The organism is Erwinia sp., assembly GCF_031978025.1.
Taxonomy (GTDB): domain Bacteria; phylum Pseudomonadota; class Gammaproteobacteria; order Enterobacterales; family Enterobacteriaceae; genus Erwinia.
On the sequence record NZ_DALZCD010000103.1, the window covers coordinates 1 to 13,239 of the forward strand.

18 protein-coding genes are annotated in these 13,239 nt (G+C 53.6%); 5 read left to right on the top strand and 13 right to left on the bottom strand.

Annotated features, from left to right (window positions below; all coding sequences use genetic code 11):
* From RTK32_RS10185 to RTK32_RS10195, 3 genes are all read right to left on the bottom strand, one after another.
* Positions 1–601 (bottom strand): DUF799 domain-containing protein (locus RTK32_RS10185; protein WP_312043583.1); only part of this gene is annotated, 601 nt, incomplete at its 3' end.
* Entirely contained in the window at positions 601–954 is a 354-nt protein-coding gene (locus RTK32_RS10190; protein WP_312043585.1) for a DUF4810 domain-containing protein, read from the bottom strand. The genes RTK32_RS10190 and RTK32_RS10185, both read right to left, overlap by 1 nt.
* Before the next feature lie 11 nt (positions 955–965).
* Entirely contained in the window at positions 966–1,643 is a 678-nt protein-coding gene (locus tag RTK32_RS10195; protein ID WP_312043587.1) for a CsgG/HfaB family protein, read from the bottom strand.
* Positions 1,644–1,879: 236 nt separating this feature from the next.
* Between RTK32_RS10195 and RTK32_RS10200 the strand changes: the two genes are divergently transcribed.
* A complete protein-coding gene (locus RTK32_RS10200) occupies positions 1,880–2,281 on the top strand; it encodes a cell envelope integrity TolA C-terminal domain-containing protein (RefSeq protein WP_312043589.1) in 402 nt (133 codons plus the stop codon).
* 530 nt (positions 2,282–2,811) lie between these two features.
* On the top strand, positions 2,812–3,723 hold the full coding sequence (rdgC, locus tag RTK32_RS10205) for a recombination-associated protein RdgC (protein ID WP_312043591.1): 912 nt from the start codon (positions 2,812–2,814) through the stop codon (positions 3,721–3,723).
* 37 nt (positions 3,724–3,760) lie between these two features.
* On the opposite strand, the gene ppnP is transcribed toward rdgC, so the two are convergent.
* Positions 3,761–4,051: a pyrimidine/purine nucleoside phosphorylase gene (gene ppnP, locus RTK32_RS10210; protein ID WP_125288370.1), complete on the bottom strand. Its 291-nt coding sequence runs from the start codon at positions 4,049–4,051 to the stop codon at positions 3,761–3,763.
* A 53-nt stretch (positions 4,052–4,104) separates the two neighbouring features.
* A complete protein-coding gene (locus tag RTK32_RS10215; RefSeq protein WP_312043593.1) occupies positions 4,105–4,812 on the bottom strand; it encodes an AroM family protein in 708 nt (235 codons plus the stop codon).
* Here RTK32_RS10215 and RTK32_RS10220 point away from each other — a divergent pair.
* Positions 4,774–5,130, top strand: coding sequence for a hypothetical protein (locus tag RTK32_RS10220; RefSeq protein WP_312043595.1), 357 nt, complete (start codon positions 4,774–4,776; stop codon positions 5,128–5,130). The two genes, RTK32_RS10215 and RTK32_RS10220, sit on opposite strands and share 39 nt — an antisense overlap.
* Before the next feature lie 63 nt (positions 5,131–5,193).
* Here RTK32_RS10220 and RTK32_RS10225 read toward each other — a convergent pair whose 3' ends face one another.
* Both RTK32_RS10225 and aroL read right to left on the bottom strand, forming a co-directional pair.
* Positions 5,194–5,385: a YaiA family protein gene (locus tag RTK32_RS10225; protein WP_312043597.1), complete on the bottom strand. Its 192-nt coding sequence runs from the start codon at positions 5,383–5,385 to the stop codon at positions 5,194–5,196.
* Between the two features lie 128 nt (positions 5,386–5,513).
* The gene (aroL, locus tag RTK32_RS10230; protein ID WP_312043599.1) at positions 5,514–6,038 is read right to left on the bottom strand and encodes a shikimate kinase AroL; all 525 of its coding nucleotides are present in this window, start codon (positions 6,036–6,038) and stop codon (positions 5,514–5,516) included.
* Positions 6,039–6,336: 298 nt separating this feature from the next.
* Between aroL and RTK32_RS10235 the strand changes: the two genes are divergently transcribed.
* Positions 6,337–7,002, top strand: coding sequence for a DUF2076 domain-containing protein (locus RTK32_RS10235; protein ID WP_312043600.1), 666 nt, complete (start codon positions 6,337–6,339; stop codon positions 7,000–7,002).
* Between the two features lie 52 nt (positions 7,003–7,054).
* Here the strand turns inward: RTK32_RS10235 and RTK32_RS10240 are convergent, their stop codons facing one another.
* The 3 genes from RTK32_RS10240 to RTK32_RS10250 form a co-directional block, all read right to left on the bottom strand.
* Positions 7,055–7,507, bottom strand: a complete 453-nt coding sequence (locus RTK32_RS10240; RefSeq protein ID WP_312043602.1) for a YaiI/YqxD family protein — start codon at positions 7,505–7,507, stop codon at positions 7,055–7,057.
* A 79-nt stretch (positions 7,508–7,586) separates the two neighbouring features.
* Positions 7,587–8,030, bottom strand: coding sequence for a YetF domain-containing protein (locus RTK32_RS10245; RefSeq protein ID WP_312043604.1), 444 nt, complete (start codon positions 8,028–8,030; stop codon positions 7,587–7,589).
* 9 nt (positions 8,031–8,039) lie between these two features.
* Complete coding sequence (locus tag RTK32_RS10250) at positions 8,040–8,558, bottom strand: hypothetical protein (protein WP_312043606.1); 519 nt, start codon at positions 8,556–8,558, stop codon at positions 8,040–8,042.
* A gap of 99 nt (positions 8,559–8,657) precedes the next feature.
* Between RTK32_RS10250 and proC the strand changes: the two genes are divergently transcribed.
* Complete coding sequence (gene proC, locus RTK32_RS10255; RefSeq protein ID WP_312043608.1) at positions 8,658–9,467, top strand: pyrroline-5-carboxylate reductase; 810 nt, start codon at positions 8,658–8,660, stop codon at positions 9,465–9,467.
* Between the two features lie 36 nt (positions 9,468–9,503).
* Here proC and RTK32_RS10260 read toward each other — a convergent pair whose 3' ends face one another.
* The 3 genes from RTK32_RS10260 to RTK32_RS10270 form a co-directional block, all read right to left on the bottom strand.
* Positions 9,504–11,033: an FAD-dependent oxidoreductase gene (locus RTK32_RS10260; protein ID WP_312043610.1), complete on the bottom strand. Its 1,530-nt coding sequence runs from the start codon at positions 11,031–11,033 to the stop codon at positions 9,504–9,506.
* A 702-nt stretch (positions 11,034–11,735) separates the two neighbouring features.
* Complete coding sequence (locus RTK32_RS10265; RefSeq protein WP_312043612.1) at positions 11,736–12,938, bottom strand: multidrug efflux MFS transporter; 1,203 nt, start codon at positions 12,936–12,938, stop codon at positions 11,736–11,738.
* Positions 12,919–13,239: hypothetical protein (locus RTK32_RS10270; protein ID WP_409451081.1), on the bottom strand; the 321-nt coding region annotated here is incomplete at its 5' end. The genes RTK32_RS10270 and RTK32_RS10265, both read right to left, overlap by 20 nt.

A 13,239-nucleotide genomic window follows, 5' to 3' on the forward strand; every position in this document is an offset into this window, starting at 1 on the left:
CATCGCCAGCCGTCAGCAGGCGGGCGCTGGTCACGGCCGCTACATCGTGAGCTGTGTCTGAGACATTGCTGGCGATCTGGTGCACGGCTGCTGAGATCAGCATCCCTAATGCGGACTGATTATTGTTGTTACCGTCATTATCGGAGGCCGTCGCCAGCCCGCTCCAGATCTGCTTGCCGCTACGCAGATCGACCAGTTTTGCTGAAGCGGTCACACGCGTTTCGCTGTCTACGATCAGATATTTTGTACCGTAGCTGCTGATATCAATATACAGCGCCGCATCGGCGTTAAAAATATCGTGCAGTTTGGTCGTGGAAACGCTGCGGATGTCCGTGGCGTTGTTCAGGCCATTCTGCTTAAAGGTTTCCTCAACCACCGCCACAGGGAACACGTAATAGCCGGATTCCGCCAGCGGCTGCGTGACCAGTGAAGTAAAGCTGTGTGCCGCAGCGATATCCGTCGTATGGTTTTCCGCAGGCAGAACCAGAATGGAAGCGGGCTTGCTGGCGCGAAACGCGCTGTAGTCATGAGGCGTTTGCTTTGCGCAACCGGTCAGTGCGATCACGGCCAGCAGAGCGGTAAAGGCAAATAGCTTTTTCATTATTTTGCTCCCTGCTTATTACGCATCAGGAGATCCATATAAGAAGCGGACTCAGGAAACGCCGTTTTTTCGGCGGTAAATTGCTGGAAGGCTAAATCGGGCTGACCAGCATTCACATAAAGTAATCCCAGCTGAGCATGTAAACCTGGCGCCACCGGTTTATTTTGGGCTTTCGCCTGCTCCACGACTTTATTCAATGTATCAATTTCTTTTTGCGGCGCGCTGCCGTTTTGATAAAAGCTATAAAGCGAATTTTGGTAGTCGCCCCAGTAATAGATATTTTCTTTTTTCTGCGCGCAGGCAGTTAACAACAGTGCCGTGGCGACTGCTGCGGTATATTTTACGAATTGCATTTTCTTCTCCGTTATTTAACCGGACGCCACGCGCCTGATTCCAGACCGCTGACCAGATGATTTACCGCTTCGCGTACGGCCAGATCCATGACCTTGCCGTTAAGCGTAGAGTCATAGCTGGCGGTGCCGCCAAAACCGATCACTTCACGGTTGGAAAGCGCGTACTCACCCGCGCCCTGCACGGAGTAAACCACTTCTGAGGTCGCCACATCGACCACGTTCAGGTTAACCTTTGCGTAGGCTACCTGCGTTTTGCCGCGACCCAGAATGCCCCACAGCTGCTGATCGCCCACTTCTTTACGACCAAACTCGGTAATATCGCCGGTAATAACGTAGTCCGCGCCTTTAATAGATTGCGTGCTGTGCTTATAGCCCGCTTCATTTTTTAGCTCATCAAGATTGGCGCGATCCAGCACGTTAAAACGGCCAGTTTGTTGCAGATGGGTAATAAGAATAGTTTTGGACTGATTGCCCAGACGATCCACACCGTCAGAGAAAATGCCGTTCATATAAGAAGAGCGATTATCAAATTTCCCGACGGCTACCGGGCTTTTGGCGCCCTGATAAACCGGCTGACTGGCAGCGGTCACCTGGGGGGCCTCAATAGCGTGAGAAGATTCAGTGGCACAGCCGCTAAGCAGCGTACAGCTTAATAAAGAAAGAGCAACAAGGTTATAACGAAATTTCATTTCTTCTTTTCCATGAATAAAAAAAGACATCCAGCGTCCGCGCACAGAATACAATAATGATGCAAACAAGCACAGGAAATAATAGCGTTAACGGACAAACGGCATTTTACTGCGCGGCCCCGACAGGGAAATAATCTGTAAATGGCCCACGATCGCCGGAATAACCTGTCAGCAGAAGGCTAACAGGCTAAACTATCGGCTTACATCAGAAAACCTTTAGTAATCATGGGAAAAAAATGCCATCGGGAATTATCAAAAGCGGACTGACGCTGCTTGCGCTGCTGCTGACCGCCTGTCACTCTCCGACAAAAGAGCCGCGCCCCGTCCCGGCCACGCCACAGGAAATGCAGGCTTGGGCGGACAAAGTCTGTAGCGGTCGCACTGAGAACAACTGTCACTACTTTGCTGAAATGCAGTACGGTATCCAACGCAATTTTTATAATGCGCATCGCTACCATGGACTCACCTGTACCGTTACCGTTACATGGCGCCAAAACGGCCGCTATAGCGTGCAGAGTACTCAGGGGGATGAACAACTTTGCCTGAAAGCGTGGGGCGTGATCGGCAGCGCGGAAAACCTGCCGCCACCGCCGCCTTCCCTGCCTGCCTCAATGGTTATCGAGCTTAAACCTGACTAGCTGACAGGATATCGTTCGTAGACCCGGTCCGCTGAAAGGGTTACCCATTTCAAACCTAATCAGCTGGCAGGGTATCGTTCTCAAACCCGGCCAGCTGAAAGGGTTACCCATTTCATACCTAATCAGCTTGTCAGATTATCGCTCTTAAACCCAGGCAGCTCGAAGGGTTACCGATACCAACACCAGTCCGTCGGGCTGGCGTGGCGCTTCGCTACCCCGGGCCCTGTTCTGATACCGGGGCGCGTATAGCCTTATCAGCAGCTGGGTCTCCGGTATCTCGCGGCTACTGCCCCGGCAGTGCCCGATGGCGATGCGCCGTTTTAACCCGTTAAAAACAGGCCGTTTACGTTACTGATGGCCACTGGCTACGGTTATTTCCTGCTGATGAAAACCCGCCGTGCCGACGTGCCGCATGATGCGATGCAGGTCAGAGAATAACGCCAAAAGGCAATGAAACCCCGTCGCCGATTCGCTATCATGCGCGCTGACTTTGAATGAGCGCGCATGACGCGCCGGAGAGGGAAAGTACAATGCTGTGGTTTAAAAATTTGATGGTATATCGTCTGAATCGCGAGATCCCGCTGGCGGCAGACGAGATGGAAAAACAACTTGAGGCATTCTCTTTCACTCCCTGCGGCAGTCAGGACATGGCAAAAACCGGCTGGGTATCACCAATGGGATCCAAAAGTGATGCGCTAACCCACGTCAATAATGGACAGATCCTGGTCTGCGCACGTAAAGAGGAAAAAATCCTGCCGTCGCCGGTGATCAAACAGGCTCTGGAAGCGAAAATTAGCAAGCTGGAAGCGGAGCAGCAGCGCAAGCTGAAAAAAACGGAAAAGGACTCGCTGAAAGATGAAGTGCTGCATAGCCTGCTGCCGCGCGCCTTCAGCCGCTTCAGCCAGACATTCATCTGGATCGACACCGTTAACAATATGATTATGGTCGACTGCGCCAGCGCCAAAAAAGCGGAGGATACGCTGGCGCTGCTGCGTAAAAGCCTCGGATCATTGCCGGTAGTGCCCCTGACATTAGAAAGTCCGATCGAGCTGACGATGACCGAATGGGTTCGCTCCGGCGATACGCCAGCGGGCTTTGCACTGATGGATGAGGCTGAGCTGAAAGCGCTGCTGGAAGACGGCGGCGTTATTCGTTGTAAGAAGCAGGATCTGGTGTGCGATGAAATCGCTAATCATATTGAAGCGGGCAAGCTGGTCACCAAGCTGGCGCTGGACTGGCAGGAACGCGTACAGCTGGTGCTGTCGGACGACGGTTCACTGAAACGCCTGAAGTTCGCCGACACGCTGCGTGAGCAGAATGATGATATCGACAGGGAAGATGTGGCGGCGCGCTTTGATGCCGACTTTATTCTGATGACCGGCGAATTAACGGCACTGATCGCCAATACTATCGAAGCATTGGGCGGTGAAGCGCAGCGTTAAGAAAAGCAAAGAGGCCGGTTTTCCGGCCTCCTGGCATTCATGCTTTCAGATAACGGCAAAGGTAAGAAGAAGGTTCGGCCACCTGCAGATGGAACTCGCTGTGGCCCGGCACGTTGAACACCTGGCCCGGATCGTAATGACGCCACTCGGTTTCACCTGGCAGCAAGACTTTAAGCGAGCCGCTGACCACGGTCATCTCTTCCGGGTCGCCGGTACCAAAAGTATATTCCCCTTCCGCCATCACGCCCACGCTGGCGCGGCCGGTACTGGCACTGTCAAAACCGATCGATTTCACTTTTCCTTCGAAGTACTCGCTGACGTTGAGCATGGCACTATCCTTTATCAGAGATGAAAACGGGCAGCCCGACTTGCCTGTTACCGTTAAGCGACCAGTTCTGCGGCCAGTCCGGCCAGCAGCACATTGGAAAGCAGGACGGGAATGCCCAGCAGTTTTTGTAAGAAATCACGATGACGCTGTTGGTAGCCCAGGCAATCCAGCACCACGACATCGGCACCCTGCTCCTGAAGCTGTAGTGCGGCATCAATCAGCTCGTCATCGTGCTTTGCCCAGGGATTGGCCACGGCAAAGCAAGGCCTTGAAGCCAGACTTTGCCATTTATAGGCCTGCTCGCCCAGATATTCTTTTCGCGCCACCATCACGCCCACCTGATGCCCTTCGGTAATGGCATTGACCAACGGTGGCAGCATACGATACGGCTCCAGTAGAACGGCACGCGTTGATTTGAGATTTTTATATTCGCCTGCACAAATAATCAGAATATTTTCAAACCCTTGGGCTTCCAGCTCGTTGATTAACGCCTGTAGCGCTACCTCTACCTTCGCGGCAGAAAGAATGACGAAAGAGCCATCTTCCGTGTGCGTCATCGTCACCTTTTCGCCCGCTACCGGTCCATAACGCAGTGCGATGTCGGCCGCAGAAAGGCCGTCAAGCAGTCCGTAATGCACAATGTTCTCTTCAGGCAGGTGTTCCAGCAGCAGAGGCAACAGGTCTCTGCGAGGCGCCTTTCCTAAGGTTAAAGTAGCCAGTTTATGCGTATTGCTTTCGGCATCGCTAAACATGTCAGCCATAAAATTTCCGGAAAACAGAATATCGGTTCCGGAAAAAGCCGGCTGGCCAGGATGGGAAAATGGGGTGGTGAGGATCTCGGTCAATGGTCTGTCCAGTTGAGGGGTATGGAAACTTCAGGCGATAAATTTACCAGCGAAAATATGACGCCAGTCGAATTCGGTCAAGCCTGGATCCATGATATTGGTATGAATACACAGCAAAAAATATTGGTCATTTGTCTTCTGCCGCAAAATTATTTTTTGCTTAAGCCAAACCGCTTGCCAACAAGACTGCAGCGGACGTTTTGGCAGAAGAATCGCCTGAATTATAGGTGTTAGCGCTTACATTTTAACCACGCTTTGCTGTATCCCGGTGTTTTACGGCATCCATGCCGCCGTACGTTACTCTTTTTCTATATCTTCATAGCGAGCTTTAGCATCAATAGCTTCCTGCTCGTTTTGGTGTTCACTGATGAGCGTATCTGGCTTAGGGTGATCGGCACGAAGTTCGTACCAGGTCACACAATTTTCTTCTGTACCTTTTTTTATCGGAACAATATGCGCTTCACGAGGATAGGGCGGTCTGCCTGGCATATATTTCTCTCCTTAAAGTAGTACCGAACTGGCCGAAATTTACCTTGCAGCCAGTCTCCGTTCTTCAAGTATAGACAAAGCCTGATAATTCTCAGCCCGCCCTGCTCAACTTGAGAAAAATCGTACGCTTAACTGGCGCGAGCCAGCGCCAGCGCGCTAATAATTTCCTCAACGACCGCCTCAGGTTTCTGCATAGCATCAATAATATAATGGGCCGTCTCGTGATAAAGCTTACTGCGGGCAGCCAGCACCTCGACCATTTCGTCCGCTACAGGACGGCCGGTCAGTGTAGGACGCTGTGCCTGTTCCGGATAGGCTTCCAGCCTCGCGGCCAGCACGGCGGCATCGGCTTTTAAATAGATAACCTGCCCGTGTTCACGCATAAAATGCCGATTTTCCGGCGCCAGCACCATGCCGCCGCCGGTAGCAATGACCGTACGATCTGCCGTTACCGCCCGTAATGAAAGCGATTCGCGCTGCCGAAAGCCCTGCCACCCTTCAGCGGCAACAATATCGGTGACGGTTAATCCCGTCGTCTGCTGCAAATGTTTGTCCGTATCGCTGAAGGCGTAACCCAGCGCCAATGCCAGCGCATGACCAACCGTAGTTTTCCCGCACCCGCGCGCGCCGATAAGATAGAGAGGTAAGGACATGGCAAAAAATTCCTCAGCCTTGTTTACTGGCCGCCTGGCAGCAACCGGCAGTGAATAATGAGAGGCAGGCATCATACCGATAATTCTTCTTTGCCACCAGCAGTCACTTTTTCTTTACACCCTTAACGGACGATAAACCATTCATGCTGTTGATATATAAAATAAATAATACGTAAAGATTGCGTTACAGGAATAATGAATATGCGCCGTGATTGGCAACATTTCCTTACCCGAACGCCGTTTACTTTCCCCGTTTCTGCCCCAATATTAAGGTATAGCCCGTTAACAAGGATCCCTTATGCAGAGCGAAGAACAAAAGTTAATTGAAAGCCTGTTTGCTCGACTGAAACAGGCTGAAGCCCAGTCCGGCCCGCGTGACGCCGCAGCAGAAAAACTGATCCAGCAGCAGCTTCAGCAGCAGCCAGGCGCGCCCTATTACATGGCGCAGGCAATCCTTATTCAGGAAGCCGCGCTGAAACAGCTAAACAATCGGGTAAGCGAGTTAGAGGCAAAACTGTCCGCCCAGCCGCAGCAAACCAGCGGCGGCTTTCTTTCTGGCCTGTTTGGCGGCGGTCGCCAGCAGCAGCCTCAGCAATCCTCGTACAATGCGCCCCAGCAGCCTGCTGCATGGGGTAATACGCCGCAGCAGCAGCCCTATTCCGCGCCTGCAGCGCCTTCGGCTACCCGAGGCTTTTTAGGTGGCGCATTGCAGACGGCAGTGGGCGTAGCGGGCGGCGTGGTGATGGCGGATATGCTGACCAGCATGTTCCACCATTCGCAGCCGGAAGAGATCGTAAACATTATTAACGAACCGGCCCTGCCGCAGGAAAGCTTCGACAATAATCTGGATACGTTCAATAACGGTACCGACGCGCCATTCCTGAATCAGGATGCCGGCCTTCCGCAGGATTACAGCAACGATTTCGACGATAACGATTTTGACGACGACGACAGCTTTGTCTGACAGATTCGGCGCAAGATGAATAAACGAAAGGCGGGGATTTCCCCGCCTTTTTCTATTTGCTGCGCTGCGCCTGTAGCCATTTATCCAACTCGTTGGCAAACTGCTGACGATCGCGCTGGTTTAACGTGGCAGGACCGCCGGTCTGCACGCCGCTTGCCCGCATCGTATCCATAAAATCGCGCATGGTCAGCCGCTCTTTTATCGTTGCCTCGCTGTAGCGTTCACCACGCGGATTCAGCGCCACGGCTCCTTTCTCCATCACTTCCGCCGCAAGCGGAATATCCGCCGTGATCACCAGATCGCCAGGCTCTGCGCGTCGGACAATTTCGTTATCCGCCACGTCAAAACCCGCCGGCACCCGCAGCGTCCGTAAAAAGCGCGACGGCGGTACGCTCAGCGACTGATTCGCCACCAGCGTGACCATGACCTGCTCGCGCTCTGCCGCACGATACAGCACTTCTTTAATAACCTTTGGACATGCATCGGCATCAACCCAGACTGGCATCGCCCTTTCCTTTATCAACACAACACTGCCCCGATCTTGCCTGGCTTTTCGGGAATGGCAACCTGTTATTTACGGCATTCTACTGTTGCGGGATAATACTGATCTTGCCGTTCTTCTCCAGAATGGCGAATTTGATCTGATCCAGGCGTTCCAGCCCGGCAGTCACGCGAGCTGAACTCAAAATATCCTCTTCGGAAATGCCCGCTTTTCTGGCCCGTTCCGGCAGCAGGCTGCCGTTTTCCACCAGAATGAGCGCCGTGCCGTCAATCAGCCTGTCCAGCCTGGGAAAATGCGCTTTCAACATGCCGAACAGAATATCGACCACCACCAGAGTGATGATGGTCAGCGACGCGCCGGTGACGGAAAAATCATTGCCGAGCAGCGCCTGTTGCGTCGCCTCGCTGATAATCAGCAGCAGGATCAGATCGAACGATGTCATTTCCATCAGCGTACGGCGTCCGGCAATTTTCAACACCACCATCAGCAACAAATACATACTGGCAGCCCGCAAAACGGTTTCCATAATTGGCTCCTAAGGGTAAATCCATTGGGTAAACTGTACGCTGGTTTTATCATCCAGCGTCACGGTAACCGGATAGCGGCCCGGCTTCTGTGACTGCAGACCAATCCATACCGTTGCGCCATCACGATAGCGAGGAAAAGCCCAGTGCAGTTCAAGCGTGTTGCCGCTGCTGAATGCCTGCTGCGGCTGCGGCTGAAGCGACTGAATTTGAAAATTGTCCATTTCTTCGCCACTGAGGGTAAGCTTGAAGTAACCGGCCTGCTGCGGTTTTAGGTGAATAGTCATCGACATATCGCTGGCCAGTCGTCCAAACCGCTCGTACTCCACCTGTAATGTGCCGTCCGCAGAAACCGCCTGTTTGTTGCTCAGCATCCCTTTAGAAAACAGCCCGCAGGCCCCCAAAATCACTATGGCAAACAGAAAAAAATAACCGATACGCTGTATCCGCCACTCTACTTGCTGCAGGTGCATATACTCCTGGACCGGATAGCGGCGGCTGCTCATTTCATCTTGTTTCTTGGAATTCATTTGCGGCTCCTGGTTGTGGTTTAAGCGTAGCCGAAGCTGAATTAAGCCGGGTAATGGCGTAAGCTGAACGGAACGAAAAGACAAAAAAGAGGCTGAAGGATGACGAAAAAAATCGGTTTTATCGGCTGCGGTAATATGTCGAAAGCTATTATTGGTGGCCTGGTGGCCGCCGGCCAGGTGAAGGCGGAAGATATCTGGGTTTATGACCGCAAGCCTGAAACGAATCAGGCTATGCACGAGCAGTACGGCATTACGCCGGGCAGCAGCGCAGAGGAAGTCGCGAAACAGGCGGACATTTTGTTTGGTGCGGTGAAGCCCAACGCGATCCTGAGCGTGCTGAAGGAGATTTCCGGCTGCCTGAACAAAGAGACCGTGGTGGTGTCCATTGCGGCTGGCGTAACGCTTGATTCGCTGGCACAGGCGCTGGGGCACGACCGTAAACTGGTACGCGTGATGCCCAATACCCCCGCGTTGGTCAATGAAGGCATGACCTCCGTGACGCCTAACGTGCTGGTCACCAAAGAAGAAGCGGATGAAATCGTGGCGATTTTTAACAGCTTCGGCAAGGCAGCGCTGGTCCCGGAATATCAGATCCATGCCGTGGTTGGCGTGAGCGGCTCCGCACCAGCCTATGTATTTATGTTTATCGAAGCGATGGCCGATGCGGCGGTGCTTGGCGGGATGCCAAGAGCACAGGCGTACCAGTTTGCGGCACAGGCGGTAAAAGGCTCGGCGCAGATGGTGCTGGAAACCGGCAAGCACCCCGGCGAGCTGAAGGACATGGTCTGTTCGCCAGGCGGCACCACCATTGAGGCGGTAAAAGTCCTCGAAGAGAAAGGCTTCCGTGCGGCAGTAATGGAAGCGATACAGCAATGTATGAACAAGTCAGAGCGGATGAGTAAAGCCTGACCCACTGCAGCCCCTGCCTGAGGGGCTGCACTCTGTTCAGCCCAGCGTTTTTCTCGCCAGCGCTTCACCTTCCGCCATGGTCATTGGCTGCTGCATCCGACGTACCAGCTCGGCCGTAAAAGTGTACAGTCCGCATGATGCGACGGCCGCCAGCTGGCCTCTTTGCCCATAGAGCGCGACAAACGTTTTTTCTTTCAGCGAGCCGAACAGGCGAAAATCATCCCACTCTTTGGCATGGCCCAGGTATTCGTAACGTGTGCCGAATTGTGCCGTCCAGAAAAAGGGGACCCGATCGAACTTCTCGCCTCGCCCCAGCATATTTTTCGCTGCCACTCTGCCCTGCTGCTGCGCCACGCGCCAGTGTTCAATCCGCAGCGGGCCAGAAGCCGTAGGCCAGGTAGCAATATCGCCCGCGCTCCAAATGTTGGCAGCGATTTCCAGCTGCTCGCTGGCGGTCAGGCTGCCGTCGTCGTTAAGCGGTATATCGTGAATAAAGCCGGTGCCGGGCGCAACGCCGGTGGCCAGCAGCACGGCGTTAGCGGGCACCACACGACCATTTTTTAGCTCAACGCCGCTGACGTGGCCGTTCTCGCCCTGCAGCGAGGCCACCTCGCCTTCAATGAATTCCACGCCGTTCTCTTCATGCAGCTCACGAAAATACCGTGCTATCTGCTCACCGAACTGCTTTTTAAAAGGCAGCGCATCGGGCGCAATAATCTGTACCGACACTTTTTTCGCTCTCAATGCAGAAGCCAACTCCATGCCGATGAAACTGTTGCCCACTATTACCAACTGACTGGTTTCATCAACTTCCTGCAACAGCGTCGCGGCCTGCTCAAGGCTGCGCAATACGTGCACGCCAAACAATGCCTTGCCGCTAAAATCAGGCCGCTGTGGAATTCCGCCGGTAGCGATCAGAAGCTTGTCATAATGCAGGGTAGAGCCATCTGCAAAACGCAGCAGCTGCTCGCGGCTGTCCAGCTGCTCTACGTCACCCTGCCTGCGCTCGGCGTAATGCCAGAAATCATCATCCAGTAGAGGGGGAACTTCATCTATTGCCATATTGCCGGACGGCACAAATTTGCTCAGCACGGTACGATCGTAGGGCGCCTGTTTTTCACGATCGACCAATACCAGCCGTCCCTTAAAGCCTTCCCGACGTAGCGTCCAGGCCGCCGCGGCACCTGCCGCACCGGTACCCAACACAACAAAAACCGGCTCATCGTCTTCTTCCGCGAATTGATACAGCGGGGGAAGTGCTTCGGGGTCGACCTGCACCATGCCATTTTCGACCCGCACCGGAAAACGTTGCAGATCGCTTAATGCCAGCGGCTCGCACAGGCTGCCGTCGCTAATGGCAAAATGGGCTTTATGCCAGGGACAAACCAGGTAGCCGTCACGAATAGCGCCCTGCTCGAGCGGCGCGCCGGAATGCGGACATTTGGCCTGATAGGCTTTGACCTCTTCCTCTTGCCGAATCAGCAGGATCGCCTGGTCGCCAATGGGGACTTTGACCGGCTTTAGCTGCGGTAAATCCTGCAGGACGATAGCATTTTGATAGCTCACGACAGGCTCCTTTCTCATTATGTTTTAGCATTCTCAGATTGGGTAAGCCTGGCATTAACAGGGAGATCGGCCATCTTAAAGCGCAGTATCGCGCACGGGATGTAGCATAACCCCTTGTTATTTAGATTGATTAAATTTTTCGAGGGCGCGGAGAAATAGCGTTGGCACACGCTGAAGAAGCAAGCCAGTGAGTGAGAAACGGATCGACGTCCATCACGTCGACCCGCCATGGGTTAGCGGCCAGGTCCCTGAGAGAAACCACCGCGTGGCCCGCCGCCGCCGCCCCAGCCCCCGCCTCCACCGCCCGGAGGTGGGAACAGGCATCCGCTTAATGCTGTTACCAGCGCCACCACACTTACTGCCTTAATTAAACGCCCCATCACTTTTTCCTCGTGGTAACAATGGCGCTGATAGTAAGCGCCGTCGCATGGGCCGACAAGGCAGAAAATTCCTGTTAGCCCCTGTTTTTACCCGGCGTAACCACGCTTAACGCTTTCCTGCCGGGAAAGCGCAATAACCTTAAAGAAACGGCGAGAAAGCCCAGCGGATTTGCTGCGAGCGGCCTCGTAAGTTGAACGCTTTTGGCTTGCGCCTCGCTTGTTGCTTTGGTGCGTAAGCGGATGCCAGGAACATTGCTTATGCACGCGCTCAATAACTGCCACAGGAAAAACCACGCTATCACCGATACCTGACGGCATGCACTCAGACCGACACACGCATTTTTCTGCGCCGCCACACCAGCATCAGCTGCACGGTATTAATCAGCACGACAATCGCCGTCGCGGTAAAGACCCAGCGGAAGCCACCGAGAGCGGAAACCCCCGAGCCAATCAGCGGCCCAACCACATTTCCCAAATACATAAACGACTGGTTATAGCCAAAAATTCGTCCGGTGATCCTGTCGCTGGAATAGCGCAGCAGCAGCGTTTGCACCGCTGGCATCATGGCCCCTTCCGCAAATCCCAGCAGGAAACGCAGCGCGCCAAGCTGCAATGCGCTGCTTGCCCACGACATGGCGAGAAACAACACGATGGTCAGCATTAACGCGGCAAACAGAATACGCTGGGCGCCGATACGGTCGCCCAGCTTGCCCAGTCGTGGCGCAGAAAAGAGCGCCGATACGCCAGGAATAGCGGCCACCACGCCACTGACAAAGGCAATGTTTTCTACATTTGGCTCCAGCTGACGCACAAAAAGCGTGAGAATGGGACTAATGGAACCATTGCACAGCTGAATAACCAAAGTAGTGATAAACAGACTGATGATTAAACCCGGATGGCTTAGCGAGCGGAATACCATTGCGCCGCTGAGCTTTTCTTCTTTGCTGATTTTGCGGTGCCCTGTTTCCTTGATCAGAAATAGCGTGATCAGGAAGCTGGTAAGTAACAGGCAGGAGGTAATCAAAAATACGGCGCGTAAGCCAACCCAGTCGGCCAGAAAGCCGCCCAGCAGTGGCCCCATAATCACGCCGCAAATCTGCGCGGTGGAAACCATGCTGAGTGCCCAGCCGCTGCGTTCACGCGGTACCTGCGAGGCAACCAGCGCCATGGCGTTGGGAATATAACCCGAGGTGAGTCCCATCAATGCTCGCAGCAGCAGTAGCTGCCAGACGTTGGTGACAAAAGCCTGCAGGAAAATGACTATCCCCATTCCTAACGAAGCACGCAGCAGCATTAGCTTGCGTCCTTTACGATCGGCAAGGCTGCCCCACATGGGCGACACGATAGCGGAAACCATAAAGGTGATACTGAAGATTAACCCTGACCATAACGTCAACGCACTGGGATCGGTCACGCCCAGCTGCTCGACGTAAAGCGGCAAAAAAGGAATAATCTGGCTGATAGCAAGGCCGGTAAACAGGCAGCCAAACCAGACCGAAATAAGGTTAACCTTCCAGGATTCCATGTTTTTTTATGCTCTGCTGGAGAATGCGAACCATGAGTGTAACAAGTTGATGCCTGAACGCCAAAAAGGCTGGGGTGATACTAAGACAGCAAAAACAGAAAACAACTGATTGTTTCCCCTGCTTTTGTTGGGCATTTTTTTTGCGAGTTATGCCAGATGATGGAAAACAGCGGCAGGTAAGCGCCAGACGACGCACTGCCAGCACATCAGAAAAGCAGAAGGCAGAAGGCAGAAACCACAAACCAGAAACCAGAAACCAGAAACCAGAAACCAGAAACCAGAAACCAGAAACCAGAAACCA

What these genes read in the sequence shown, in the direction of transcription:
- RTK32_RS10190 (WP_312043585.1), bottom strand. Translation starts at nt 954, where the DNA reads ATGCAATTCGTAAAATATACCGCAGCAGTCGCCACGGCACTGTTGTTA.
- RTK32_RS10195 (WP_312043587.1), bottom strand. Translation starts at nt 1,643, where the DNA reads ATGAAATTTCGTTATAACCTTGTTGCTCTTTCTTTATTAAGCTGTACG.
- RTK32_RS10200 (WP_312043589.1), top strand. Translation starts at nt 1,880, where the DNA reads ATGCCATCGGGAATTATCAAAAGCGGACTGACGCTGCTTGCGCTGCTG.
- rdgC (WP_312043591.1), top strand. Translation starts at nt 2,812, where the DNA reads ATGCTGTGGTTTAAAAATTTGATGGTATATCGTCTGAATCGCGAGATC.
- ppnP (WP_125288370.1), bottom strand. Translation starts at nt 4,051, where the DNA reads ATGCTCAACGTCAGCGAGTACTTCGAAGGAAAAGTGAAATCGATCGGT.
- RTK32_RS10220 (WP_312043595.1), top strand. Translation starts at nt 4,774, where the DNA reads ATGCGTATTGCTTTCGGCATCGCTAAACATGTCAGCCATAAAATTTCC.
- RTK32_RS10215 (WP_312043593.1), bottom strand. Translation starts at nt 4,812, where the DNA reads ATGGCTGACATGTTTAGCGATGCCGAAAGCAATACGCATAAACTGGCT.
- RTK32_RS10225 (WP_312043597.1), bottom strand. Translation starts at nt 5,385, where the DNA reads ATGCCAGGCAGACCGCCCTATCCTCGTGAAGCGCATATTGTTCCGATA.
- aroL (WP_312043599.1), bottom strand. Translation starts at nt 6,038, where the DNA reads ATGTCCTTACCTCTCTATCTTATCGGCGCGCGCGGGTGCGGGAAAACT.
- RTK32_RS10235 (WP_312043600.1), top strand. Translation starts at nt 6,337, where the DNA reads ATGCAGAGCGAAGAACAAAAGTTAATTGAAAGCCTGTTTGCTCGACTG.
- RTK32_RS10240 (WP_312043602.1), bottom strand. Translation starts at nt 7,507, where the DNA reads ATGCCAGTCTGGGTTGATGCCGATGCATGTCCAAAGGTTATTAAAGAA.
- RTK32_RS10245 (WP_312043604.1), bottom strand. Translation starts at nt 8,030, where the DNA reads ATGGAAACCGTTTTGCGGGCTGCCAGTATGTATTTGTTGCTGATGGTG.
- RTK32_RS10250 (WP_312043606.1), bottom strand. Translation starts at nt 8,558, where the DNA reads ATGAATTCCAAGAAACAAGATGAAATGAGCAGCCGCCGCTATCCGGTC.
- proC (WP_312043608.1), top strand. Translation starts at nt 8,658, where the DNA reads ATGACGAAAAAAATCGGTTTTATCGGCTGCGGTAATATGTCGAAAGCT.
- RTK32_RS10265 (WP_312043612.1), bottom strand. Translation starts at nt 12,938, where the DNA reads ATGGAATCCTGGAAGGTTAACCTTATTTCGGTCTGGTTTGGCTGCCTG.